The sequence below is a fragment of the Halobacillus sp. Cin3 genome, assembly GCF_947311855.1.
Classification (GTDB): Bacteria; Bacillota; Bacilli; order Bacillales; family Halobacillaceae; genus Halobacillus; species Halobacillus kuroshimensis.
The window spans coordinates 411,949-433,935 of record NZ_CAMZMV010000002.1 but is presented as its reverse complement, the minus strand read 5'-3'; the positions used below and the strand labels follow the sequence as shown (position 1 = coordinate 433,935).

At 48.2% G+C, this 21,987-nt stretch carries 22 protein-coding genes and 1 riboswitch; of the genes, 16 read left to right on the top strand and 6 right to left on the bottom strand.

Features of this window, described 5'->3' with window-relative positions; all coding sequences use genetic code 11:
* Nucleotides 1-4: 4 nt before the first annotated feature.
* Nucleotides 5-181, top strand: a complete 177-nt coding sequence (locus QMA39_RS10230) for a transposase (RefSeq protein ID WP_281658718.1) — start codon at nucleotides 5-7, stop codon at nucleotides 179-181.
* 126 nt (nucleotides 182-307) lie between these two features.
* Here the strand turns inward: QMA39_RS10230 and QMA39_RS10225 are convergent, their stop codons facing one another.
* Entirely contained in the window at nucleotides 308-730 is a 423-nt protein-coding gene (locus tag QMA39_RS10225; protein ID WP_027954908.1) for an organic hydroperoxide resistance protein, read from the bottom strand.
* Nucleotides 731-887: 157 nt separating this feature from the next.
* Here QMA39_RS10225 and QMA39_RS10220 point away from each other — a divergent pair, with 157 nt between their 5' ends.
* The gene (locus tag QMA39_RS10220) at nucleotides 888-1,334 is read left to right on the top strand and encodes a MarR family transcriptional regulator (RefSeq protein WP_242520300.1); all 447 of its coding nucleotides are present in this window, start codon (nucleotides 888-890) and stop codon (nucleotides 1,332-1,334) included.
* A gap of 40 nt (nucleotides 1,335-1,374) precedes the next feature.
* Here QMA39_RS10220 and QMA39_RS10215 read toward each other — a convergent pair whose 3' ends face one another.
* Together QMA39_RS10215 and QMA39_RS10210 are read right to left on the bottom strand one after the other, a co-directional pair.
* On the bottom strand, nucleotides 1,375-3,000 hold the full coding sequence (locus tag QMA39_RS10215; protein WP_281658637.1) for an L-lactate permease: 1,626 nt from the start codon (nucleotides 2,998-3,000) through the stop codon (nucleotides 1,375-1,377).
* Nucleotides 3,001-3,027: 27 nt separating this feature from the next.
* Nucleotides 3,028-3,993: an L-lactate dehydrogenase gene (locus tag QMA39_RS10210; protein ID WP_206933291.1), complete on the bottom strand. Its 966-nt coding sequence runs from the start codon at nucleotides 3,991-3,993 to the stop codon at nucleotides 3,028-3,030.
* 721 nt (nucleotides 3,994-4,714) lie between these two features.
* Here QMA39_RS10210 and QMA39_RS10205 point away from each other — a divergent pair.
* The 5 genes from QMA39_RS10205 to QMA39_RS10185 all read left to right on the top strand — a co-directional run bounded on the left by QMA39_RS10205 (nucleotide 4,715) and on the right by QMA39_RS10185 (nucleotide 11,082).
* Complete coding sequence (locus QMA39_RS10205) at nucleotides 4,715-5,905, top strand: sugar diacid recognition domain-containing protein (RefSeq protein WP_281658636.1); 1,191 nt, start codon at nucleotides 4,715-4,717, stop codon at nucleotides 5,903-5,905.
* Between the two features lie 142 nt (nucleotides 5,906-6,047).
* Nucleotides 6,048-7,754 (top strand): alpha-amylase family glycosyl hydrolase, encoded by a 1,707-nt coding sequence (locus tag QMA39_RS10200; protein ID WP_281658635.1) that lies wholly within the window; start codon nucleotides 6,048-6,050, stop codon nucleotides 7,752-7,754.
* Entirely contained in the window at nucleotides 7,751-8,908 is a 1,158-nt protein-coding gene (locus tag QMA39_RS10195) for a glycerate kinase (protein ID WP_281658634.1), read from the top strand. The genes QMA39_RS10200 and QMA39_RS10195 overlap by 4 nt, the downstream gene beginning before the upstream one ends.
* Nucleotides 8,905-10,530, top strand: coding sequence for a sodium:solute symporter (locus tag QMA39_RS10190; RefSeq protein WP_281658633.1), 1,626 nt, complete (start codon nucleotides 8,905-8,907; stop codon nucleotides 10,528-10,530). The genes QMA39_RS10195 and QMA39_RS10190 overlap by 4 nt, the downstream gene beginning before the upstream one ends.
* A 12-nt stretch (nucleotides 10,531-10,542) precedes the next feature.
* Nucleotides 10,543-11,082, top strand: coding sequence for a hypothetical protein (locus QMA39_RS10185; RefSeq protein ID WP_027954915.1), 540 nt, complete (start codon nucleotides 10,543-10,545; stop codon nucleotides 11,080-11,082).
* A 39-nt stretch (nucleotides 11,083-11,121) separates the two neighbouring features.
* Here the strand turns inward: QMA39_RS10185 and QMA39_RS10180 are convergent, their stop codons facing one another.
* Nucleotides 11,122-11,988, bottom strand: a complete 867-nt coding sequence (locus QMA39_RS10180; RefSeq protein WP_281658632.1) for a 5'-methylthioadenosine/S-adenosylhomocysteine nucleosidase — start codon at nucleotides 11,986-11,988, stop codon at nucleotides 11,122-11,124.
* A 132-nt stretch (nucleotides 11,989-12,120) separates the two neighbouring features.
* Nucleotides 12,121-12,224, bottom strand: a riboswitch (purine riboswitch).
* A 241-nt stretch (nucleotides 12,225-12,465) separates the two neighbouring features.
* Here QMA39_RS10180 and QMA39_RS10175 point away from each other — a divergent pair.
* From QMA39_RS10175 to QMA39_RS10135, 9 genes are all read left to right on the top strand, one after another.
* Nucleotides 12,466-13,074: a pyroglutamyl-peptidase I gene (locus tag QMA39_RS10175; RefSeq protein WP_027954917.1), complete on the top strand. Its 609-nt coding sequence runs from the start codon at nucleotides 12,466-12,468 to the stop codon at nucleotides 13,072-13,074.
* 113 nt (nucleotides 13,075-13,187) lie between these two features.
* Complete coding sequence (locus QMA39_RS10170) at nucleotides 13,188-13,799, top strand: hypothetical protein (RefSeq protein WP_027954918.1); 612 nt, start codon at nucleotides 13,188-13,190, stop codon at nucleotides 13,797-13,799.
* Between the two features lie 133 nt (nucleotides 13,800-13,932).
* On the top strand, nucleotides 13,933-14,769 hold the full coding sequence (locus QMA39_RS10165) for a MurR/RpiR family transcriptional regulator (protein WP_281658631.1): 837 nt from the start codon (nucleotides 13,933-13,935) through the stop codon (nucleotides 14,767-14,769).
* A gap of 26 nt (nucleotides 14,770-14,795) precedes the next feature.
* Nucleotides 14,796-16,172 (top strand): YjiH family protein, encoded by a 1,377-nt coding sequence (locus QMA39_RS10160; protein ID WP_281658630.1) that lies wholly within the window; start codon nucleotides 14,796-14,798, stop codon nucleotides 16,170-16,172.
* A gap of 13 nt (nucleotides 16,173-16,185) precedes the next feature.
* Nucleotides 16,186-17,310: an amidohydrolase gene (locus tag QMA39_RS10155; RefSeq protein ID WP_281658629.1), complete on the top strand. Its 1,125-nt coding sequence runs from the start codon at nucleotides 16,186-16,188 to the stop codon at nucleotides 17,308-17,310.
* On the top strand, nucleotides 17,307-18,443 hold the full coding sequence (menC, locus tag QMA39_RS10150; RefSeq protein WP_281658628.1) for an o-succinylbenzoate synthase: 1,137 nt from the start codon (nucleotides 17,307-17,309) through the stop codon (nucleotides 18,441-18,443). Before QMA39_RS10155 ends, menC begins: the two co-directional genes overlap by 4 nt.
* 15 nt (nucleotides 18,444-18,458) lie before the next feature.
* On the top strand, nucleotides 18,459-19,154 hold the full coding sequence (locus QMA39_RS10145) for a GNAT family N-acetyltransferase (protein ID WP_281658627.1): 696 nt from the start codon (nucleotides 18,459-18,461) through the stop codon (nucleotides 19,152-19,154).
* Nucleotides 19,155-19,274: 120 nt separating this feature from the next.
* Nucleotides 19,275-20,636, top strand: coding sequence for a hypothetical protein (locus QMA39_RS10140; protein ID WP_281658626.1), 1,362 nt, complete (start codon nucleotides 19,275-19,277; stop codon nucleotides 20,634-20,636).
* 192 nt (nucleotides 20,637-20,828) lie between these two features.
* The gene (locus QMA39_RS10135; RefSeq protein WP_156896472.1) at nucleotides 20,829-20,984 is read left to right on the top strand and encodes a hypothetical protein; all 156 of its coding nucleotides are present in this window, start codon (nucleotides 20,829-20,831) and stop codon (nucleotides 20,982-20,984) included.
* A 56-nt stretch (nucleotides 20,985-21,040) separates the two neighbouring features.
* Here the strand turns inward: QMA39_RS10135 and QMA39_RS10130 are convergent, their stop codons facing one another.
* Together QMA39_RS10130 and QMA39_RS10125 are read right to left on the bottom strand one after the other, a co-directional pair.
* Nucleotides 21,041-21,412: a hypothetical protein gene (locus QMA39_RS10130; RefSeq protein ID WP_281658625.1), complete on the bottom strand. Its 372-nt coding sequence runs from the start codon at nucleotides 21,410-21,412 to the stop codon at nucleotides 21,041-21,043.
* Entirely contained in the window at nucleotides 21,387-21,941 is a 555-nt protein-coding gene (locus tag QMA39_RS10125; RefSeq protein WP_281658624.1) for an acyl-CoA thioesterase, read from the bottom strand. The genes QMA39_RS10130 and QMA39_RS10125 overlap by 26 nt, the downstream gene beginning before the upstream one ends.
* Nucleotides 21,942-21,987 lie beyond the last annotated feature (46 nt).

The following is a 21,987-nucleotide window of genomic DNA, read 5'->3' as shown; positions in this document are numbered from 1 at the left end:
ATTCATAAAATTACATTACATAAAAAAGCCGCCGAAACGTATCTCTCAGGCTGTCGAGCGTAGCTTCGCAGATTCAAAAGAACGGCATGGGCTGCGCTATTTCCGCTTGCTTGGAAATGAAAAAGTGAAAAAACAGGCGCTGATGACGGCTGCCTGCCAGAATATGAAAAAGACCCCCTAAGGAGCGTTGCCCCTTCCGCGGGAAAGGGAAGGGGCAACGCTCCTGGCGGTAAGAAAGAAAAAAGCTTGTAAAGAAACAGGGGTTTCTCTACAAGCTGAGAGGTCCTTTAGAAAGGAGCTCTTTTTTTTATTTTGCAGTTGTTGTCAGTTTAACTTCAATATTGTTGCGAGTCGCACGGGAGTACGGGCACACCTGGTGGGCTTTTTCAACAAGCTCTTCTGCTTCTTCCTGGGAAACGCCTTCGATTTCCACTGCAAGTTCAACAGCAAGACCGAAGCCTTCCCCTTCTTTTCCGATGCTTACGTTGGCTGTAATCGCAGATGTGATTTTTTTCTTCGCCTGAGAGGCAACGAGTTGAAGAGCGCTGTCAAAGCATGCAGAGTAACCGGCTGCAAATAGCTGCTCGGGGTTAGTCGCTCCTTCTTTTCCTGAGCCGCCAAGTTCTTTAGGCATGGATAGATCAAGGTTCAACGTACCGTCGCTGGACGTTACCGTACCTTGTCGTCCTCCCTGTGCTGTTGCTGCTGCTGTATATAAAGCTTTTTCCATCTTTCTTCACTCCTCTTTTAAATTGTGTATAATTAAGTTGTGCACAATTTAATTTATAGCAAAGAGATCATTTTGTCAACCAGCGATACTCAAAAACTGGTTTTGTTGTGACAAATGGATGGATTCGCTACACTGAAGATATAAAGGAGAGATCGATATGGCGGAAGAGCATTTGAAATTGGAAAACCAGATTTGTTTTTCCATTTATGCAGCGGCGCGTGAAATGACGAAAATGTATAAACCCCTGCTTCAAAAGTTGGATGTCACCTATCCGCAGTACTTGGTGCTGCTTGTACTATGGGAAGAGGACAGCATGACGGTGAATGAGCTTGGCAGACGTTTATATCTGGATTCCGGAACGCTCACACCGATGCTGAAGCGGATGGAAACATCGGGACTGCTTGAACGGAAACGGTCGCCGGAAGATGAGCGACGGGTGATCGTAACATTGACAGAGCAGGGTAGAAATGCGGAAAAGGATGCCAGTGACATCCCGTTTCAGGTCATTGATCACCTCGCTATGGATGAAGCAGAACTGAAACAGTTCAAGGCTTCGCTCGTGAAAACTCTTGAACATCTCCATGATCGAAATGAGAAGTCATAAGAAAATCCCCGCTTTCTTAAAGAAGAGCGGGGATTTCTTTTTATACACCGATGAGGGACAAAGCATAAGTTGTTACACAGACAACCATCAGCAGAATGAAACTGTATTTCAATGTCATCTTGAATAACGTGGACTCCTGACCAGTCTGTTTAACCGCTGCTGTCGCAATCGCAATGGACTGCGGGGAGATCAGCTTGGCCATCACGCCGCCGGCGGTATTGGCGGCGAGAAGCAGGGCCGGGTTGGCTGTGATCTGATCAGCAGTAACCGCCTGTAAGTGACCGAATAAGGCGTTATTGCTGACGACAGAGCCGGTAATGAAAACACCGATCCAGCCGAGCACAGGACTGACGAGTGGGAACAGGCTTCCCGTTTTGGATAAGGCGAGTCCGATGGTGGAGCTCAGCCCGGCAAAATTGGATAAGTTTGCAAAGCCCATGACGAAACAGATCGTCAAGATGGGGATCCACAATTCCTGGATCGTCGCTTTCAAGTTTTTCATCCCTTCTGGAAGGGTGATCGCAGAGCTGAACCATCCAGTCAGAAGAACAGCCACCAATATCGCTGTGCCGGTCGCAGAAATAAAATCAAGTTTAAAAATGGCATCAAGCGCGGTTGTTTCCGGCGCGATCGGTGGAGCTTTCTGAATCTGCTGGTGCAGGTATGGAATCGATACCAACCGGGTCGTACCAGCAAGCAGGCCTCCATCATTGAACAGGGCTTTAAATGCAGGAAGACTCCATATGGTAATGACGGCCGTTAAAATGTAGAACGGAGACCAGGCTTTAACAATTTCCTTCAGGCTGTATGTTTCGCCATTCTGAACGGCTGGAGCATCCGCTTCTCTGTGGATCGTTTTCGGCTGCCATTTTCTTAGGAACAGCGCAAGACCAGCCATACTTAAGAGGGCGGCAAGGATGTTGGCAAGTTCGGGACCGAGAAATAGAATCGTAAACAGCTGGGTACCTGTGTAAATGCCACTGACGACGAGCAGGGCAGGCAGGGTTTCTTTCACGCCTTTCCATCCATTCAGCAAAAAGACGAGCACAAACGGAATGGCAAAGGAGATAGCGGGAAGCAGGTAAGCCAGTGTCCGGGAAAGCTCCATCGTTTCAAGGTTTCCCATCTGGGCACCTACGATGACAGGAATTCCGATTGCTCCGAAAGCACCGGAAGCAGCATTGGCGATCAAGCATAACGCTGCGGCTTTCAACGGGCGGAAGCCCAGTTCTACAAGCAGGGCGGCACTGATGGCAATCGGTACACCAAATCCTGCGGCCCCTTCAAGGAAAGCGTTGAAGCTGAACCCGATCAGCAGAAGCTGCAGCCGCTGATCCTGGGAGATGTTCGCGATACTGGAGCGGATGACCGTGAACTTTCCAGTATGTACAGCAATTTTGTACAACCAGACGGCCATAATGACAATGTATCCGATCGGCCACAGACCGTTCGCTATGCCGTGCAGGGCTGCGGCAAGTGCGTTGGACCATGGCATATCAAATAAGAACACGGCGATGCCCAAGCTCATGATCAACGTGAGAAAGGCGGCAAGGATCCCTTTCATGCGAAGGCGGGTTAACGCAAAAAAGAAGAAGAAGATGGGGAGAGCGGCTAAAAGCGCGCTCACACCCAGATTACCAAAAGGATCGTACTGTTGGAACCACATGGCGGATCATCTCTTTTCAAAAGAAGTTTAGTTCGTTTGTTTCACATCGAATTGTTCGCTTAGAATATCTTTCAAAACAGTGGCACTGTGATTCAGTTTCCCTTGTTCTTCTTCATTCAGGTTGATTTCCACCACATTACGGATACCCGTGCGGTTGAGGACGGCCGGAACACCGATATACACATCGTCCACATTGTATTCACCGTTCAAATAGGCGCTGACGGTCATGATGCTGTTTTCGTTATTAAGGATTGCTTTCGTAATGCGGGTCAGACCCATGGCAATTCCATAATACGTGGCTCCTTTTTTCTCAATGATTTGATAGGCAGCATCGCGGACATTCACAAAAATTTCGTCGAGGTCTTCTTTTGTATAGTTGTCGTGACGTTCGATTAATTCAAGGACAGGGACACCGCCGATCGTGGCGTGGCTCCATACAGGGAGCTCTGTATCGCCGTGTTCGCCGATGATGCTTGCGTGCACGCTGGATGGAGAAACATCGAAGTATTCTCCAAGCAGGTAACGGAACCGGCCGGAATCCAGAATGGTCCCACTTCCAATCACTCGTTCTTTAGGGAGGCCGCTGAATTTCCATGTGGCATAGGTAAGCACATCAACAGGATTGGTGGCCACAAGGAAGATGCCGTCAAATCCGTTGGCCATCACGTCATCTACGATGGATTTGAAAATGACCAGGTTCTTTTTGACGAGGTCGAGACGGGTTTCACCAGGTTTCTGATTGGCTCCGGCACAGATACAGACGATATCAGCATCGCGGCAGTCTTCATATGTTCCATACCATGTTTTCGTAGGGTTCGGGGCAAATACTTTTCCGTGGTTCAAATCCATCGCATCGCCCATCGCTTTGTTTTCATTCAAGTCGATGATAACGAATTCCTCGGCTACGGCTTGGTTCAACATCGCAAAAGCATAGCTGCTCCCGACGGACCCAGCTCCAATTAAAGCGACACGGTTTACATTTTGTTTTGGCATATGAATTCCTCCCTAAGGATAGTGAACAAGATATTGTGAATCATTTCACATTTACATTGTGCAATACTTCCAAAGTGAATTCAATGGCTTTTGTGAAATAATTCACAATTAACTTGTCTCATTTCAAATAAAGCGTTTTCTTGTTCAAAAGTTGGACATATTTGTGTGGGGTCTTGGAGGGAAAGGGGAAGATCTTCCCCCTGCCTTCTATTATAAATGGAAGCAGGATGGAAAACTATTGAATGGATGTAAAATATGCAGATGTGATCCGTTCGATTTCGCCGCCATCCACGGCCTCAAAGATCTATTCTCTTTCATTAATGGATATTGACTTCAGCTCCTCCATTCACAAAAAAGCAGCCATTTCCAATCATGCGCTTCCTTCCTTTTTCGTATCTATTTCCTCTACGACAGCATCCAATTCACTGTGTTTGCATTTCTTTGTTTTTTCCAGATTCTGTTTGAAGGGCATCTTTATACGCCGGCAGAACTCCGCCTTCACTTCCTTACCCAGGGTTTTCAGCTGTATATTTGGTTCTACTTTTTTCTCAAGCTGGAGCAACTAATGAAAAGTGCGTTTATGGTGATTACAAAAGCTGTTGCCGGATAGATTCAGAACAATTCCTTAAGAGAAACATCCGTTCTTGCTTTTCTCCATCATTCCTCCCTGTAATCTGTGCTAGGATGGATAACAATAAGAACGACGGAGAGGGGTATGGGTATGCTGATTCCAAGAGAGGTAGCTCAATCAATTGTTCAGGAAACCGAACCAATTATGAATAAAAATATCAACTTCATGGATGAAAAGGCGAAAATCATTGCCAGTCTGGATAAAATGCGGATCGGTGATTTTCATGAGGGTGCAGCTAAAGTGCTGGAAACCGGCCAGACGTTAATCATTTCGTCGCAAGAAACGTATGAAGGAGCGAAAGCTGGGATCAACCTTCCTGTCCGCCTGCATGAACAGATCGTCGGTGTGATCGGAATCACGGGTGAACCAGAGGAGCTTAGCCAGCAGGGCGCGCTGCTTCAAAAAATGACGGAAATCCTCATTAAAGAAGCGTATCTAGATGAACAGGTAGAGCTGGAGACGCAGGCCAGAGAGACGTTTGTGAACGAATGGATCCGTAATCAGTATCAGGATGAAAAGCTGTTTGCGACAAGAGGGTGGATGTTCGGCATCAACATTTATAAACCCCGGGTGGCTGTGCTGCTGGAGCTCAGCGGCTTTCAGGATTATTGGTATGACAAGCTGGGATCACCACTCGGAGATGTCAATGATGAAGTGCAGATGCAGCGGTACCGGAGAAATGTGGAAAAGCTGATCCTCCGCCACTTCCCCGACTACAATGAACATGTCCTGATTCCAGAGGGCAGTTCCCGCTATATGATCCTGCTGTCTGTGAACGAACATAAAGATCCGCTCTATCAAAAAGAAAGAGTCAACGCACGGGTGTGGGAAATCCAGGAGGCACTCCGAAAGACGTATGAGCAGGAAAGTTCTGCTGGTGTCGGCAGCGTGTGCCGGCATCCCGGTACTATGTGGAAATCGGTGGACGAAGCCGACCGTGCGCTCCGCTATGCTTCTGATCACCATCAACCGCTTTATTTTTATGAAGATTTAGGTGTGGAGTCACTCATGTATGATGTACCGGAATCGGTTCGGCGTGATTTCATTGCAAGAAAGCTTCAGCCGGAGGATCTTGGGTCCATTCCGGATTGGGAGAACACCCTGGAGACTTTTTATCAACAAAAGGGTTCGATTAAAGCGACCTCGGAGGTGCTTCATATTCATAAGAACACCCTTCAATACCGGTTGAAAAAGATTAAGGACGTAACCGGATATGATCCCCGCGATATCAATGATTCGACATTACTGCAGATGGCTCTTGCCTTCCATAAAATCACCTGAAAGAGAAGCGGATTGAGCTTCTCTTTTGTTCTTTATACCAAAATAAAGCTGTGAAAACGTTTGTATTATTGGTCTTCGTAACATGGAAAGCATCCCGCATTTCCCTTATGATAGCGTTAACATCATTTTTGGAGGGGACAAAATGACTCAAACGGCTGTCGATCAAATTAAACAGAACCTTTATGACGTATATGGAAATGAAAAAGGCGAGCGCCTTTACCAAAAAACGCTTGATATTATAGACACCTGCAGGCAGAAGGCCCAGGCGAAGGACTGGGTGGATGAGCGCGATGTGATGCTGATTACGTACGGAGACTCCATCAAGCAGGAGGGAGAAAATCCGCTCACAACGCTGAAACAGTTTTTGCAGGAGTATGTCGGGCAGACCATCAACTCGGTTCACATTCTTCCATTTTACCCGTTCACATCGGATGACGGTTTTTCTGTCCAGGATTATCTGGAGGTCAACCCGGAGCTTGGTGACTGGGATAACGTGCACGAATTGTCCGAGGATTACGACTTAATGTTTGATGCGGTCATCAACCACATTTCAAGAAAAAGTAATTGGTTCCAAAATTACCTAAAAGGGGAAGAAGAATACCAGGATTACTTTGTGGAATCCGATCCTTCGCTTGATTATAGTTCCGTTGTCCGTCCGCGGGCTCTTCCACTCTTAACAAAAGTGGAGCACGCCGAAGGGATAAAATATGTCTGGACCACGTTCAGTGATGATCAGATCGATTTGAATTACGAGAGTGAGGCGTTATTCGCTGAAGTGCTTAAGATTCTTACCGCATACGTCCAACACGGAGCGCGTTATCTGCGACTGGATGCCATCGGCTTTTTGTGGAAGCGGCTTGGCACAACGAGCATCCACCTTGAGGAAACGCACAAAATTGTTCAAGTGATGCGCCACGTCCTGGAGGAAATCTCCCCGGGCACCATCGTGATTACGGAAACCAACGTGCCGCACAAAGACAACATCAGCTACTTCGGGAGCGGACATAATGAAGCGCACATGGTTTATCAATTCCCACTGCCTCCATTAACACTGCACTCGTTTGTTTCCGGAAACGCCCGCCATCTTTCCGAGTGGGCTGACGCTTTGGAAGACACGAGCGACCATACATCATTCTTCAATTTCCTGGCTTCCCACGACGGTGTCGGCCTCCGTCCTGTGGAAGGGATTTTAAATGAAGGGGAAGTACAGAGTCTTGCTGATCGTGCGAAGGAACAGGGAGGATTCGTTTCCTACAAAGATAATGGAGACGGTACAAAGAGTCCATATGAACTGAATATCAACTATTTAAGTGCGTTGACGAAACCGGAAGAGACGCCTCAGGATGCGGTCGACCGTTTCCTTGCTGCACAGACGATCCTTCTTTCTGTCAAAGGTGTTCCCGGCATTTACGTTCACAGTCTGCTCGGGTCACTGAATGACTTGGCAGGAGTCGAAGTGACAGGGAGGAACCGTTCCATTAATCGTGAGAAGCTGGAGGCGGACAAGCTTAAGAAAGACCTCGATACGGAAGGAACTTTACGAAACCGGGTGTTCACGACGTTTATGGACAGAATCGAACTTCGTAAACAGCAGAAGGCCTTCCACCCGAACGCCACGCAGGATGTGCTGTTCCTTGATGACCGGTTGTTTACAATCGTCCGTGGTGGTGAACTTGTTTCGGTTGTGAACGTATCTGAAGAAGCTGTGGAAGTGGATCCGGAAGAGTTTCAGGCTCCATTGCAGTCAGAAGTGTTTGTTGATGCTTTAAGCGGAGTGTCCTATACGACGGAAGAAAAAATAACGGTCCAGCCTTATGGAGCGCTGTGGCTGAAGGCGGGAGAACAATGAAAATCATTGTAGCGCCCGATTCTTTTAAAGGATCGATGAGCAGTGCAGAAGCGTGCGAAGCGGTGAAGCACGGACTTAAAGCAAGCGATTCTAGTGTGGAGGTTCAGTCCGTTCCGATGGCGGATGGTGGTGAAGGGACCGTTGAAGCTTTGATGAAGATGTTTGATGGGGAACTGATGGAAGAGACGGTTCATGATCCATTAGGAAGAACAATGACCGCCGCTTATGGTTGGATTCCGGAGGAGCGGATGGCTGTAATTGAAACAGCGGCCGCTTCCGGTCTCCCCCTTCTGAACGAAGAAGAAAAAAACCCTCTTCAAGCGTCCACCTTCGGAACTGGAGAACTGGCAAAGGCAGCGATTGAAAAAGGAGCGGAAACGATCATCCTCGGCCTTGGCGGCAGTGCAACCGTTGATGCCGGGAGTGGTTTTTTTCAGGCTCTTGGCGTTCAGTTTTTGGATGACGATGGACAAGAACTGCAGATGAACGGAAAGTCACTCGGGAAAGTTGAAAACGTCAAAACAGACGCTTTCAAGCAGAGGATGACAGGTGTGGAATGGCGGATTGCTTCGGATGTTTCCAACCCGCTGCTTGGAAAAGAAGGAGCGGTGACAATTTTCGGACCACAGAAAGGCGCGGATGAATCGTGCCTGGCCGAGCTCGAGGAGGGCATGACAAGGTATGCGGCTGTACTCGAACAGTATACCGGGAGGACCGTCCGTGACAAGGATGGAAGCGGTGCGGCTGGAGGCTTTGGTTTTTCTTTATTCAGTCTGCTTGATGATTACCATGTGGAGAGCGGTTTTGAAATGATTGCAGAACTCGGAAAGCTGGAAGAGCAGATTGCCGGTGCGGATCTCGTCATTACTGGTGAAGGGAAAGTCGATGCCCAGTCGCTGTACGGCAAAGGGCCGATTGGTCTTTCGAGACTGGCGAAAAAGCATCATGTACCGTGTGTCGCTTTTGCCGGCATGATGGAAGGGGACTTGTCCAAAGCGGAGAACGAAGGACTTCTGGCCGTGCTTCCGATTGTCGACAAACCGATGACACTAAAGGAAGCTGTCAGACAGGGACCTGAACTGTTGAAGCAGGCAGCCCGCCGGTTTATGGATGTCTATATGTTAGATCAACGAAATGGGGAGAGGACAAAATGAGCAGTTTTACAGTCATTGATTATATCATTTTTGTCGTATATGTACTTGGAACCGCTTTTATCGGAGCGGCCTTCGGAAAAAACCAGAAATCGACTAAGGATTATTTTCTTGGCGGAAGAAGCATCCCTTGGTGGGCGATCGGTCTGTCGGTCATGGCGACACAGGCCAGTGCCATCACGTTTATCGGGGCCCCGGGGTGGGGCTATGACGGAGGGCTGACGCGGATCATCACGTTCATCAACGTGCCGCTTGCCATGGCCTTCCTCATTGCGACGATCGTTCCGTTTTTCTATAAAACCGAAGTCTATACGGCCTATGAATACCTGGAACGCCGGTTTGATGTGAAAACGCGTACATTAACGGCCGGGCTGTTCCTGATTGCCCGCGGACTTGCTACAGGGGTCGTCCTGTATGCCCCGGCGCTTGTATTGTCGGTCATTACTGGTGTAGACGTCAACATCATGATCATCCTCATGGCCGTGATCGCCGTTTCCTACACGGTTCTTGGCGGTATCAGCGCCGTCATCTGGACGGACGTCATTCAGATGGTCGTTCTGTGGATCGGTGCCGGCCTCAGTGTATTCATCATCTTCCAGGATGTTCCCGGCGGATGGGGAGAAGTGATGTCGACAGCGTCCCAGACCGGTATGCTTGAGTCGATTGATTTCTCTACAGATCTGAGTGTAGAGTACAGCATCTGGGCGGGTGTGATCGGTGGTTTCTTCCTCCACGCCGCTTACTTTGGAACGGACCAGAGCCAGATCCAGCGTGTATTGACGAGTAAATCGATTCGTGAAAGTAAGCTGTCTCTTGTGCTGAGTGGTGTCTTGTTGATTCCACAGATGCTGTTGTTCCTGCTTATTGGTGTATTGCTCTACATTTTCTATCAATATGCCGGGGATCCGAACATCAACAACTTGAACGAACTGTTCCCGCGTTTTGTTGTGAATGAGCTTCCGGTCGGTATTTCCGGATTGATCATTGCCGGAGTATTTGCCGCAGCGATGTCCAGCCTGGACTCTGCGCTGAACTCCTTGTCTGCCGTATCGGTCCGTGACTTTTACAGTAAATTTATGAAGAAAAACCAATCCGAAGAGCACTATTTGAAAGCCTCCCGTTATGCGACGGTATTCTGGGGGATTTATGCAACGATCTTCGCTTTCTTTGCCGGCAACCTCGGACCGGTGATTGAAGCGGTCAACCAGATTGGTTCCTACTTCTATGGTGCCCTGCTTGGTGTGTTTATCCTTGCGATCTTTACGAAGCGTGTCAACGGAACGGGCGCCTTTGCCGGCGTTATTGCCGGAATGCTTGCTGTATGGGCAGTGACTGTTTTTGCAGAAATTTCCTGGTTGTACAACAACCTTGTCGGTGCTGTCGTTGCTGTTGCGGCCGGTTACGCCGTCAGCCTGTTATCGAAAACGCCTCCAAAGGAAAAGCTGGAAGGTCTGACGATCGACCGGACGAAGAAAAACGTCCAGGAAACCCTGCAGGATCGTGCGGAAGCTGCGGCCTCTGTGGAGGAAGTGGAAGAAGAGAAGAAAACGAAAAGATGGCCGATCTACCTTGTCCTTTATTTCTTCGTCGTCTTTGCGTTCCTGATGTATCTGCAGAATTTATAAGGAGGAAAATCCATGACTCACTATCTTCAACCTGTCATTGAAAAAGAGGAAGCCGTCCAAAAAATGTCCGGGCAGATTCATACAGGCTTATGGAAGAAGCTCAGGAAAACGAAGCAGCTGACATCCATGGAGCAGGTGTACATTCCCTTTTTCTGCTTTGATTATAAGGCGGTCACTCACTCGCTTCCTGACGGTCTGGAGGGCCGGATGGCAATCGAGCCGTTAAGCCGCATGAGTGCGATCTTACCCGTGGATCTTCCTTTGGAAGAAAGCAGCCGGAGCTTTTGGCCGGTGCAGGGAGAAGTGTCGAAGCAGGAAGCCCGTGAAGTGCTGTACTGGGAAATGTTCTCGAAGGAAAAGCGGCGCGAGAAAATCCAGGTGGAGATTGTGAGCCGTTCTATCGTCTACGTGCCGTACTGGCTCGGTTATATCAAAGACGGAAAAGGCTATGATGTGCTGGCTCTGGATGGATTGAACGGGAAAGTGGATGTTCCGATTAAAGATACGGTTTTGAGTTATGTATGTGCAGAAGATGAAGTGAATATGGGATAAAGGAAAGGCAGCTCATTGAAGAGCTGCCTTTTGCTTTTCTTATTTGTTTTGGATATATTCTTTGACCACTTCATAGACGTAGTCCTGGTTGGATGCGGCGGTTTCTGGATTGTATTCGCCGCCGTTGGTTTTATTGTTGGAAAGAATGCGGATGCCGAGGTACGGGGTATCGTACGCTTTGGCGATCTGTGCACCGGCGGCTCCTTCCATCTCTTCTACGCTTGAACCGAAGTTCTCGTGAAACCACTGAATACGGTCGACTTCATTGTTCCATACGTCCGCGGATCCGATAGTACCTTCCACGACTTTCCCTTCCTTGTGCGTTTCCTTGACCGCTTTGGCTGCTTCCAAAAGGTCTTTGTCTCCTTCAAAGTAGCGGATGTTTTCGGCATCCGGATCTTCGCCGGCACTTCCTTCAGATGCCATCAAGTCCATCGGAATCCATTCTGTCGGCGCGATACCTTCTCCTTCTTCACGGCTTCCTGTCTTCAAGGAACCGAGGTTGACCGTTCGTTCTCCAAGTACGATATCAAAAACATTCAATTCCGGATCGTGTCCGCCGGATGTGCCTTGATTGATGATGGCTGCTGGGGTGAACTTTTCAATAGCCAGGGCTGTGGCAGCGGCTGTGTTTTCCATACCTTTTCCTGTTTTCATGACGATGACAGGGTAGTCATCCACCGTTCCTTTATAAAAAACAAATGTACCGGATTGTTCCTCTTCTACGTTTTCCAGGCGTTCGGCAAAGTTCTCTGCCTCAATCGGCATCGGGCCCTGAATAAGGATGGGCTGTTGTGTTTCTTCTTCAGCACTTGCTTCCGCAGGTGCTGATTCGTTGTTGCTGCACCCAGCTAACAAAAAGATAGAGAATAGTACAAAGGTGAGTGTTCGTGCGAGATAAGACATACGTAGACGCTCCTTAGATGTTGTTATCCACGATAACGCCGCCTCTACAAAAAATGCCTGAAAGCAGAAAATGGGTTCTACCTTCAGACATCAACGTTTACATACGCAGCTGGACTGTGCCAATGGGGACACAGGTGTACACATGTAACTCGTAGTCCGGTTCTTAAAATGGGAACCAGGTAGAAACGCTCAGACCGTATTACTGAAAATATACGAGTGCGATATGAAATTGGATACGAGTTTACTATAACAGAGTGGATGTTGCTTCACAACCATAAAAACGAATGTTATATCCATTTATCTTTCAATTGTTCGTTTATAAAGGTTTCTTTCGTGTTTTTTATCTGTTTTTGATATTTTAACTGGTTTTTAATGAATGTGAACGTTTCTGTTGAGCGAGTGAAGGGAAAGGATAAACATGGTTTAATTTACCAATTTTACACCTTGAAAAGCATTCGTATGAAAGGAGATGAACATGTGCCGACACTTTTGCTGACTGGTTTTGAACCATTCCTCAGCTTCCCGATCAATCCGACGAAACAGATTGTCCACCATCTTCACGGCAGGCAGATTGGTGGTTACCACATTGAAGGGCGTATTCTGCCGGTCGATTATGATACGTCCGGGGCAGAGATCCTATCTCATATCGAAGAGACCCAGCCGGATGTGGTCCTCTCGCTTGGACTTGCAGCTGGACGGCAGAGCATTACACCGGAAAGGATAGCCATCAACTGGAACGAAAGCAGTGAAAAGGATAACCGTGGAAACAAACCGGACGGAGAACCGATTCATGAGGAAGGGGCTGATGGCTTGTTTACGACACTTCCAATCCGACAATTTGTGGAAGGTCTTCATGAGAACGGGTATCCGGCTCAAATCTCGAACACAGCAGGCACTTATGTCTGTAACCATGTGATGTATCAGACGCTCTATCATTTTAAAAAGAGGAAAGAGCACGTCCCTTCAGGATTTATTCACCTTCCTGCTTCTCATGAACTCGCCGTCCAGCACGGAAAACTTCCCAGCTGGCCGCAGCAGGATTTAACGGCAGCGATCGAATGTGTCATTGAATCCATAGACTCTTAGTTGAAGGGAGGGCCTGCTTCTTAAAGAGCAGGTCCTTTTTTATCTGGGTTGGTTTATGTATGATCGATACAGGAGATAGACCACTATTGTTACATTCAGGAGGGAATGATAGGATGCGCCGTTCTTTGTTGTTTATTGGATGGATCCTTTTTATTTTATATGCGGTTTTCCTTGCACCGGATGGGAATCAGGGGTATCTGGCTCAGCTGATCGAAATGGATGACCCTGATCCGATGCTCCTTATGGTGTTCAGCTTTTTAGGGATGTACCCGATGGCTTTTGCGGCTTTTCTGCTTGGGGAGGATGACGCCCGCGTGCCTGCATGGCCGTTTGTGATCGGTTCGTTCATGCTCGGAGCCTTTGCCTTGATGCCTTATTTTTTCTTAGCCAAAAATGGCTTGGTTCGGAGGACAAGGACTCCAGGGTGGATCGTGAAAATGCTGAGGTCAAGGGCATTCCTTTTTGTGGTAAGTCTTGGCACAGCTGCCCTGTTTGTTTATGGAATAACAGAAGGCAGCGCCGGGGATTACGAAATTGCTTTTCAAGTGTCGCAGTTTGTTCACGTGATGACGGTTGATTTCTTCGTCTTGACCGCATTGTCTGTTTACGCCATCTACTGGCGGGAGCGGAAGTATGGAAGGGAGAATCAGAGACATTGGATGGGGTGTGTGCCAATTATAGGGATGGCTGCTTACCTGATGAGAGTCCAATCCTATGGAAAATAATAGCTGTTCCTCTATGTTGAGGGACAGCTATTATTATTGAATTTTCTAATAATTATTGATGTGAAGGAAAAAGTACGGTAGATTAATAGAAACGAAGGAAAAACTTCACACATTCTGAGAAAGGAGGAGGAAGATGGAGGAACCGATCCTTCAGACCATTAAAACGTATTATCCCTCTTTGTCTCAGGGGCAGAAAAAAGTGGCCTCCTATTTGATTGAGCATAAAGAGGAGGGAGCCATCATAACGGCTTCACAGCTGGGTCGGAATGTCGGCGTCAGCGAAACGACGGTCATCCGTCTGGCCAATGTGCTTGGGTTCCGCGGGTATTCCCATATGCAGGAGGCCATCCGCTCCAACTGGCTTCAGTCCTCTCAGTCTTCTACAATGTCAGGACAGGTGAAGGAAGAAGACCGGTTTTATCAAGTGGCGGAACAGGAAAAGAAAGTGTTTGCTCATATGATGGATCAGCTGAATCCGGAGGAAATCCGGGAAGCAGCGGAGGTCATGATGAAAGCGGACCGAGTGTTCATCGGGGGCTTCGGGGGTTCCTATGCGGCTGGGTATTGGTTTTACTACGCGCTGAGACAGCTGAGAGACCGCGTGTCCCTTTTCAGCGCTGAGGGACTGCTCCCGGAGGAAATGGTAGATATCGATGAGCTGTCCGCGGTCGTCATTTTTTCTTTCCCGAGGTATCGGAAAGAAGGAAAAGAGCTGTCTGACGCTGCCAGGAAAGCCGGCGCATCCATCATCGCCTTCGCAGATAAGCCTTTGTCACCGGTTGGCCGGGAAGCGGATGTGACTATTACGACAGAAGAGCGGATGGAAACGGATTATCATTCCATTGCGGGCGCCGTCAGCGTTTCCGAAATGGTTATTCAGACGGCAGCGGACAAGTACTCGGAACAGGTAAAAGCAAGGCAGCAGAAAATTGAACTGATGTATGCAGAGCGGGGGAAGTTTTTAGAGTAGGGACCTATTAAAAAGGAGTGGGGATTATGCAGGGAGAGTTTCAGACGACGAATGTTACAGAGAAAACTTATACGAAGAAGGATTACTGGAAATTTATACTGCCGTCATTATTCGGTCTTTTATTTTTTATCGTTCCTATTAATACAGAATCAGGCATGACTGTTCCGGTAGCCTATTTTGCCAACAGCATCAACGGTGCTCTTGGTGCGTATATACCAGCATTTACAGTAGCGGTTATCACGCTGTCTGTACTTGGTTCCATCCTGGCCAGGGGAATGAAGCCTGGCTGGATCATGAATTCTGCGTATTTGAAAAATCTCTTTTATGTAAGTAACAACTGGCTCGTGACCCGGACAGCCGGGATGGTCTTTGGGTGGATGGTGCTGGTTGCTTTCGGTCCTGATTTTCTCGTATCGGATGTGACCGGCGGCCTTCTCCTCAATGATCTGCTGCCTGTATTGTTCACAACGTTTCTTTTGGCAGGATTCCTTCTGCCTCTGCTTCTCAACTTTGGCCTGCTTGAATTCGTCGGAGCTCTATTGATGAAAGTGATGCGCCCGTCTTTTACACTTCCTGGACGTTCCTCGCTGGACTGTCTGGCTTCATGGGTGGGAGATGGAACGATCGGAGTGCTGTTGACTTCTAAGCAGTACGAAGAAGGCTATTACACGAAGCGGGAGTCCGCCGTTGTAGCGACTACGTTTTCGATTGTTTCCATTACGTTTACGATTGTCGTCATCACTTATTTGAACATGGAGGCGTACTTCCTGCCTTATTACGCAACGATTATCATTGCCGGTCTGGCCGCTGCGATTATTATGCCGCGGATTCCACCGCTTTCAAGAAAATCGGATGATACGTACGAAGGCGCCGAACGAAGAACAGAGGAGCTGATTCCGTCCGGCGTATCTGTTGTCAAATGGGGGAAAGGCCAAGCCCTTGAAAAAGCACGGCACAGTGGCGGGGCGAAGGCCACGGTGAAAGAAGGCCTGCAGAACGTGCTGGATATGTGGATTGGTGTGATGCCGGTCGTCATGGCTATCGGTACGGTGGCTGTTGTGATTGCCGAATTCACCTCTTTCTTCACGATCATCGGAAAGCCTTTTGAATGGCTGCTTGTCGTGATGCAGGTGCCGGAAGCATCGGCCGCCGGTCAGACGATGGTCGTCGGGTTTGCGGATATGTTCCTTCCGGCTGTTATTGGAAGCGGCATCGAAAGTGAAATGACCCGCTTCATCATCGCTTCTGTTTCTGTCACCCAGCTTGTCTACATGTCGGAAATGGGTGGACTTCTGCTTGGGTCGAAGCTGCCGGTAAGCTTCAAAGATCTTGTTTTCATCTTTCTATTGCGTACCATCATTACACTGCCGATTGTTGTCGGTATAGCCCATCTCATTTTCTAAGGGGGAATGCATCGTGGATCAGCACCAGGATGACCTGATACAAACGTACGAAGCGCTCCACGCGCTTGCGGAACCGAGTGGAAAAGAAGAAAAAACCTCCCATTATTTACAGAGCCGGTTGAAGGATGCCGGCTATAAAGTGAATACCTTTGCCCGCCACTATGGATTTTACGTGGACTATCCGGGAGAGACAGAAGAAGTGATCGCCTTGAGAGCGGATATGGATGCGCTCGTTCAGGAGGTAGACGGGGAAGTGCGCCCGAACCACTCGTGCGGTCATGACGGCCATAGTACGATGGTGCTCCATACCGCATTAAAGCTTATGGAATCCGGTGAAAAGCCATATCATACGGTCCGGTTTATCTTCCAGCCCGCAGAAGAAACGGCCGCCGGGGCGTTGCAGATGATGGAAAGCGGGGCCCTTGCGAATGTGAAATTTTTAGGTGGTATCCATCTGCGTCCGGAACAGGAAGTTCCTGACGGCAAGGCCGCACCCGTAATTCTGCACGGGGCGATTATTACATTGAAGCTGACAATTAAAGGAGTACCCGCTCATGCTGCCCGTCCGGAACTCGCCAAAAACCCGATCGAAGCTGCGGGCCGCTTGATGGCGTCGTTAAAAGCTGTACATGTGGATACCGGTTATTCTTTGAAGCCGACAGAACTGCATGCCGGTGAAGCTGCGAACCTCATTCCGGAAACGGCGAGAATGACGTTTGATATCCGCTCCGTTTCCAACGACGGGCTGCAGCGGCTTATCGACCAGACGAAGGAGATCATCCAACAGGTCGAGCAGGAAACAGGAACAGCAATCGGGAGCGAATGGGTGGAATTCTCGCCTGCAGCTGTCCAAAACGATCAAGCTGTAGGGCTGGCTGAAAAAGCGGTCGTGAAAGCCTGCTCCAAGGATGCCCTGGCACCGCCGTGTGTTTCACCGGGAGCGGAGGACTTTCATTTTTATACCTTCCATAACAGTGGACTGTCTGCGACGATGATCGGACTTGGGTGCGGGCTTACTCCAGGACTTCACCATCCAGCGATGAACTTCAACAAAAAGGCTCTGATTACCGGCCGGGATATTTTATATGAAATGCTGCGTCAGGCCGATCAAGTAGACTGTAAGGAGGGGACTCCGTGAATATCGAAAAAGTAATTCTCCGTCAAATTAAAATGGATCTTCTGCATCCATTTACGACCAGTGTCGGGACTGAATATGATAAGGACGTCATCCTTGTGGAAGTCCAGTCTGCCAACGGTCATTCCGGCTGGGCCGAATCCGTATCCATCAATGAACCGATTTATAATGAAGAAACGATTGATACCAACTGGCCGATGCTTCGGAAGTTTCTTCTGCCCGAACTGCTGAAAGCACCGATCGGTCATCCGAGAGAAGTTTCGGAGCGCTTTCAGTCCATACGGGGCCAATTCAACGCAAAAGCTGCTGTGGAGCAGGCGGTCTGGGACTTGTACGCCAAGGAACAGGGACGTCCACTGGCCGAAGTGCTTGGTGGAACGAAGTCCTCCATTGATGTGGGCGTCAGTATCGGCATTACGGAAAGTGAAGACGCCCTGCTGGAAAAAATAGCCGGATATGTGAAAGAAGGGTATAAGCGGATCAAAGTGAAAATCAAGCCCGGCTGGGATGTGGAGCTGCTTGGTGCCGTCCGGCGCCGGTTTCCTGATCTTGAAATGATGGCGGACGCCAACTGCGCCTACACGCTCGATGACATTCCCCGTCTGAAGCAGCTGGATGATCTGAACCTGATGATGATTGAACAGCCGCTGGCTCATGACGATATCATTGATCATGCAGAACTGCAGAAGCATTTGAATACACCGATCTGTCTCGATGAGAGCCTTCATTCCTATGATGATGTTCGGAAAGCGATTGAGCTTGGCAGCTGCAGGATCGTCAATTTGAAGATCGGCCGTGTTGGAGGCCTGCAGGAAACGCTGAAGATTCATAAACTCTGTCAGGACCACCATATTCCGATGTGGTGCGGCGGCATGCTGGAAACCGGCATCGGCCGGGCGCATAACATTGCCGTCACAGCCCTGCCTCAGTTCCTTTATCCAGGAGATACAGCTCCTTCCAGTCATTATTGGGAGCGTGACATCATCCATCCGGAAGTGCGGATGGACCGCGGTGAAATGAAAGTTCCAGACCAGCCGGGAATTGGTTTTGAGCCCGATATCGACTATATTGAACAATTAACGAGCCATAAAGAAACGTTTACACCAAAGGAAATGGCTGTCCGGCAGCACGATTAGAAAGTAGGGAATAGAATGATTGCCCAAGGGATATTACAGCATCAACCAACAGGTCAGGAAAGGAAGTACAGTGTCCATGTTCTTTCTTTGGATGCCCTGGAAGAACTGCAGACGATGCAGAAGGAAGTGGAGCAGCATGTCGAGGATTCATCGACGCTGCAGCCACTGAGCGAAGAAGAATTCACGACCATTTTAACAGGCGGAGGGCTGCTGATCGGGGTTTACGTGCGAGAGACCCTGGCTGCCTTCCGGGCATTATGGTATCCAGGACACCACATAGAGAATCTCGGCCGCGATGTCGGCCTTCCGGAAGCCGAGTGGGAAAAGGTCGTCCATCAGGAGATTTCGTGCGTGCTTCCTGAATACAGAGGAAACCGCCTGCAGAAAAGCATGGGTGTTTGGATTATGGATGCTTTCCACGCAGCTAACCACGGCAGGACTCATCTCTTTTGTACGGTTCACCCTGAAAATCCCGGAAGTTTAAAGGATAAGTTTTCTCAAGGGATGGTTATTGCTGCGATCAAGGAAAAATACGCCGGCATGCTGCGCTATATTTTCTATCGTCCGGTTTCCAGTCCTGTGATGTGGGATGTGTCTACAATCGTAACCGTTCAGCAGAAGGATTACGATGAACAAAAATCCTTGATTGAGAATGGGTACGTAGGCGTACAGTGGCAGCCTTCCACGCTTGTCTTTGCAAAAAAACAATAATTATAGAAAGGTGATAACGTTTCAGGCGTTGTCACCTTTTTGAGCTTTAGGATTGAAAAAAGTTCCATTCCTCTATAGGATGAGATCATTGGATACGCTACCATAGTGAGGAGAATAACTGTGCGCCATTGGTCGAACTATTTATATCTATTCTACTCGTTTGTATTTTTACTGAATGTCCTTCATACGTTCTGGGCGGATGAAACGCTGTACATAATCATTGGTGTTCTGGGAATGGTGATGACGGCTGTCAGCTTTCCCAGGTCGGACCGCGTCTTTAAGATTTTAGGGACTGTGCTGCTGACAGCCGGCGGCTTTTTCTACTTTTCCAGCGATGCGGTCCTGTCTGATATCCCCCAATTTTTTGCCGGGAATATTAGTCTGCTTCTACTTATTTCCATGCTGCCGTGGATGAACAGTGTTGTGAAGGCGGGCAGATATAATAAGCTGCTTCAGTCATTGATTGGAGGTGGGAATCAGAGCTTAAGCGGATTGTATGCGCGCAGTGAAGTCACGATGGTTTCTCTTGCGGCTTTCTTGAACCTTTCTTCTGCTGCGGTCTCTCAGGATCTTCTTAAGGAAAAATTGAAGCAGATGAACTTGAAAATGAAGAATAACTTCATTCTGATGGTTACACTGCGGGGCTATTCGCTCGCTCTTTTATGGAGCCCGCTGGAGATTTTACTGGCCACATCCATCTTTATTACGGGGGCCGACTACCTTCAAGTGCTGCCGTGGATGCTTGCGATTTCCGTGATTGGTATTGCTCTTGACTCGTTTGCTGCCAAATTCATGTACCGGGGTGAATCGATTCCAGAAGACCGTACAGGAGCAGCACCATTGAATAAACGCAAGTTCATTCAGTTTATTGCCGCCCTGATTTTATTTCTGTGCTTCGTTGTTTTCCTGGGGAATGTTGTCCAGCTTGATTTTCTATTTTCTGTGACGATCGCTATCTTTCCGTTTGCCTTTGTATGGTCACTGCTGATCAAGCGCAGGCGCAGTTTTATGAATATTGGGTGGCCGACATGGAAGTGGAAAACAAACCGGCTTGATAATTTCATCGTCCTCCTTTTGACATTGTCGTTCTTGACTAGAACCTTGAATGCATCGCCTTACCTCCAATTCTTACAGGACCCTCTAATTGCTATGGAAGGGCAGCCGATCTTCATTATGCTGTTTATCCAGGCCGCGTTTTTAGTGATGACCCTTCTTGGTGTCCATCCCATTGCTACGATGGGAATCTTTGGAGGAGTCAGCGCGCTCTTGACCAGTGCCTTTCCACCGGTAACCTTGACGATTCTGCTTTCGGCCTGTGCAATAGCCACCGTCCCTTCGGCACCCTATGGATTGATTGTGACCTTGACGTCTGTGGCATTGAAGGTGAACCCTTACCAGATTGTTCTTCGGAACCTTCCTTACAGTATCGGACTTGGTTTTGTGGGCATCGGTGTCGCTTTATTTTCAATGTGGATCTATTAATTTTGTGAGAACCTCCAAAAAATTGGAGGTTTTTTACATGGTTTATTTCTGCAGGAATAGGGTATCTATCTTTTGTCGAAAGCTTTTAGTTGCAAAATTCGTCATTATTTAACATAATTTTTACAAAGTAACGTTTCTAGTAGTTGTTTGAGTCGACTGGTGAACAAGTACAAAGAAAGAGGGGACATTTACATGAGAGAAGATATGATCCGTGTTTTAGACCAGAGAGATATCCTTGTGAAGGAAAATGAAAAACTGCAGCAGCAGCTGGAAGAAGAGCGTCAGAAAGTTGCCATGCTTCAGGAAAAGCTGCAGCAGGAGCAGCTGCTTTCTAAAAGTGGTGCTTAATCATAAGTGTTGTAAAAAGATTCCCGGGGTTGTCCTGATACCCCGGGAATCTTTTATTATTTCATGATTGTTGAGCCGAGCAGCAGTTCGGGTTTAGCACCAAGAATGAGAAGAAAAAGCTTGGCGTCCCCGACTTCCCTGTGCTTATTGAGAAATTCCTGCACGACCTGGAAGTCCTCGTGGTCCTTCAGACGATTCACTTCCCTCTGATAGACAGATAGAATCGAACCTTTAATAAATTCAGGATAGCAGGCTTCAAGGTCTTCCTCCATCAGCAGGGCACCCATATATCCGTATTTGATCTGGAGCTGCCGTGTGAAACTGACCACATGGTTTAAAATGGCGTAAACGTCCGGATAGCGGGTGCGGATGTCCCGGATATCTTCTTTTGCCTCATAGAGCTCACCCAAGCTTGCTAATTTGATCATGTTCATCCACTCCTTTTTCCCACGGTTTCTCCAACCCGATGATTCTTGTTAATTCAGCACTATGGTCGCGGCGGAACCGCCGGCGCTTGGCTCTTTCCTCTCCCGATTGATAGAGGAACTTCTCTTCTTCGGTTTCAGGGATGACCTTAGGTACCTTCACCGCCTGTTTATGTTCATCAAGAGCTACAAACGTCAGGAAAGCTGTAGCAGCCATCCGCCGCTCACCGGTAATCATATCTTCTGCAATGACTTTACAGAAAATCTCCATCGATTTATTTCCTGTATAAGAAACAAAGGATTCCACACAAACCGAATCCTTCTGATGGATGGGGTGAAGGAAATCGATGGAATCTGTTGACGCTGTTACACACTCTTTTACCCGGGCGTGCCTTCGTGCAGAAAGGGTGGCGTTGTTATCCAGCTTTTTCATCAGCACCCCGCCGAACAGTGTATTGTAATTATTCAAATCGTTAATCATCACTTGGTCTGTATTGATCACAAGACTTTCTTTTGCTCGTTTACCTGTCATTATTTCTGACTTCCTTTCTGTAAATAAAATCATTTCGAAGCGCTTA

What these genes read in the sequence shown, in the direction of transcription:
- QMA39_RS10195 (WP_281658634.1), top strand. Translation starts at nt 7,751, where the DNA reads ATGAAAATCATTGTAGCGCCCGATTCTTTTAAAGGATCGATGAGCAGT.
- QMA39_RS10205 (WP_281658636.1), top strand. Translation starts at nt 4,715, where the DNA reads ATGCTGATTCCAAGAGAGGTAGCTCAATCAATTGTTCAGGAAACCGAA.
- QMA39_RS10200 (WP_281658635.1), top strand. Translation starts at nt 6,048, where the DNA reads ATGACTCAAACGGCTGTCGATCAAATTAAACAGAACCTTTATGACGTA.
- QMA39_RS10145 (WP_281658627.1), top strand. Translation starts at nt 18,459, where the DNA reads ATGATTGCCCAAGGGATATTACAGCATCAACCAACAGGTCAGGAAAGG.
- QMA39_RS10180 (WP_281658632.1), bottom strand. Translation starts at nt 11,988, where the DNA reads ATGTCTTATCTCGCACGAACACTCACCTTTGTACTATTCTCTATCTTT.
- QMA39_RS10135 (WP_156896472.1), top strand. Translation starts at nt 20,829, where the DNA reads ATGAGAGAAGATATGATCCGTGTTTTAGACCAGAGAGATATCCTTGTG.
- QMA39_RS10130 (WP_281658625.1), bottom strand. Translation starts at nt 21,412, where the DNA reads ATGATCAAATTAGCAAGCTTGGGTGAGCTCTATGAGGCAAAAGAAGAT.
- QMA39_RS10125 (WP_281658624.1), bottom strand. Translation starts at nt 21,941, where the DNA reads ATGACAGGTAAACGAGCAAAAGAAAGTCTTGTGATCAATACAGACCAA.
- QMA39_RS10210 (WP_206933291.1), bottom strand. Translation starts at nt 3,993, where the DNA reads ATGCCAAAACAAAATGTAAACCGTGTCGCTTTAATTGGAGCTGGGTCC.
- QMA39_RS10165 (WP_281658631.1), top strand. Translation starts at nt 13,933, where the DNA reads ATGGAGGAACCGATCCTTCAGACCATTAAAACGTATTATCCCTCTTTG.
- QMA39_RS10185 (WP_027954915.1), top strand. Translation starts at nt 10,543, where the DNA reads ATGACTCACTATCTTCAACCTGTCATTGAAAAAGAGGAAGCCGTCCAA.
- QMA39_RS10225 (WP_027954908.1), bottom strand. Translation starts at nt 730, where the DNA reads ATGGAAAAAGCTTTATATACAGCAGCAGCAACAGCACAGGGAGGACGA.
- QMA39_RS10190 (WP_281658633.1), top strand. Translation starts at nt 8,905, where the DNA reads ATGAGCAGTTTTACAGTCATTGATTATATCATTTTTGTCGTATATGTA.
- QMA39_RS10170 (WP_027954918.1), top strand. Translation starts at nt 13,188, where the DNA reads ATGCGCCGTTCTTTGTTGTTTATTGGATGGATCCTTTTTATTTTATAT.
- QMA39_RS10160 (WP_281658630.1), top strand. Translation starts at nt 14,796, where the DNA reads ATGCAGGGAGAGTTTCAGACGACGAATGTTACAGAGAAAACTTATACG.
- QMA39_RS10220 (WP_242520300.1), top strand. Translation starts at nt 888, where the DNA reads ATGGCGGAAGAGCATTTGAAATTGGAAAACCAGATTTGTTTTTCCATT.
- QMA39_RS10215 (WP_281658637.1), bottom strand. Translation starts at nt 3,000, where the DNA reads ATGTGGTTCCAACAGTACGATCCTTTTGGTAATCTGGGTGTGAGCGCG.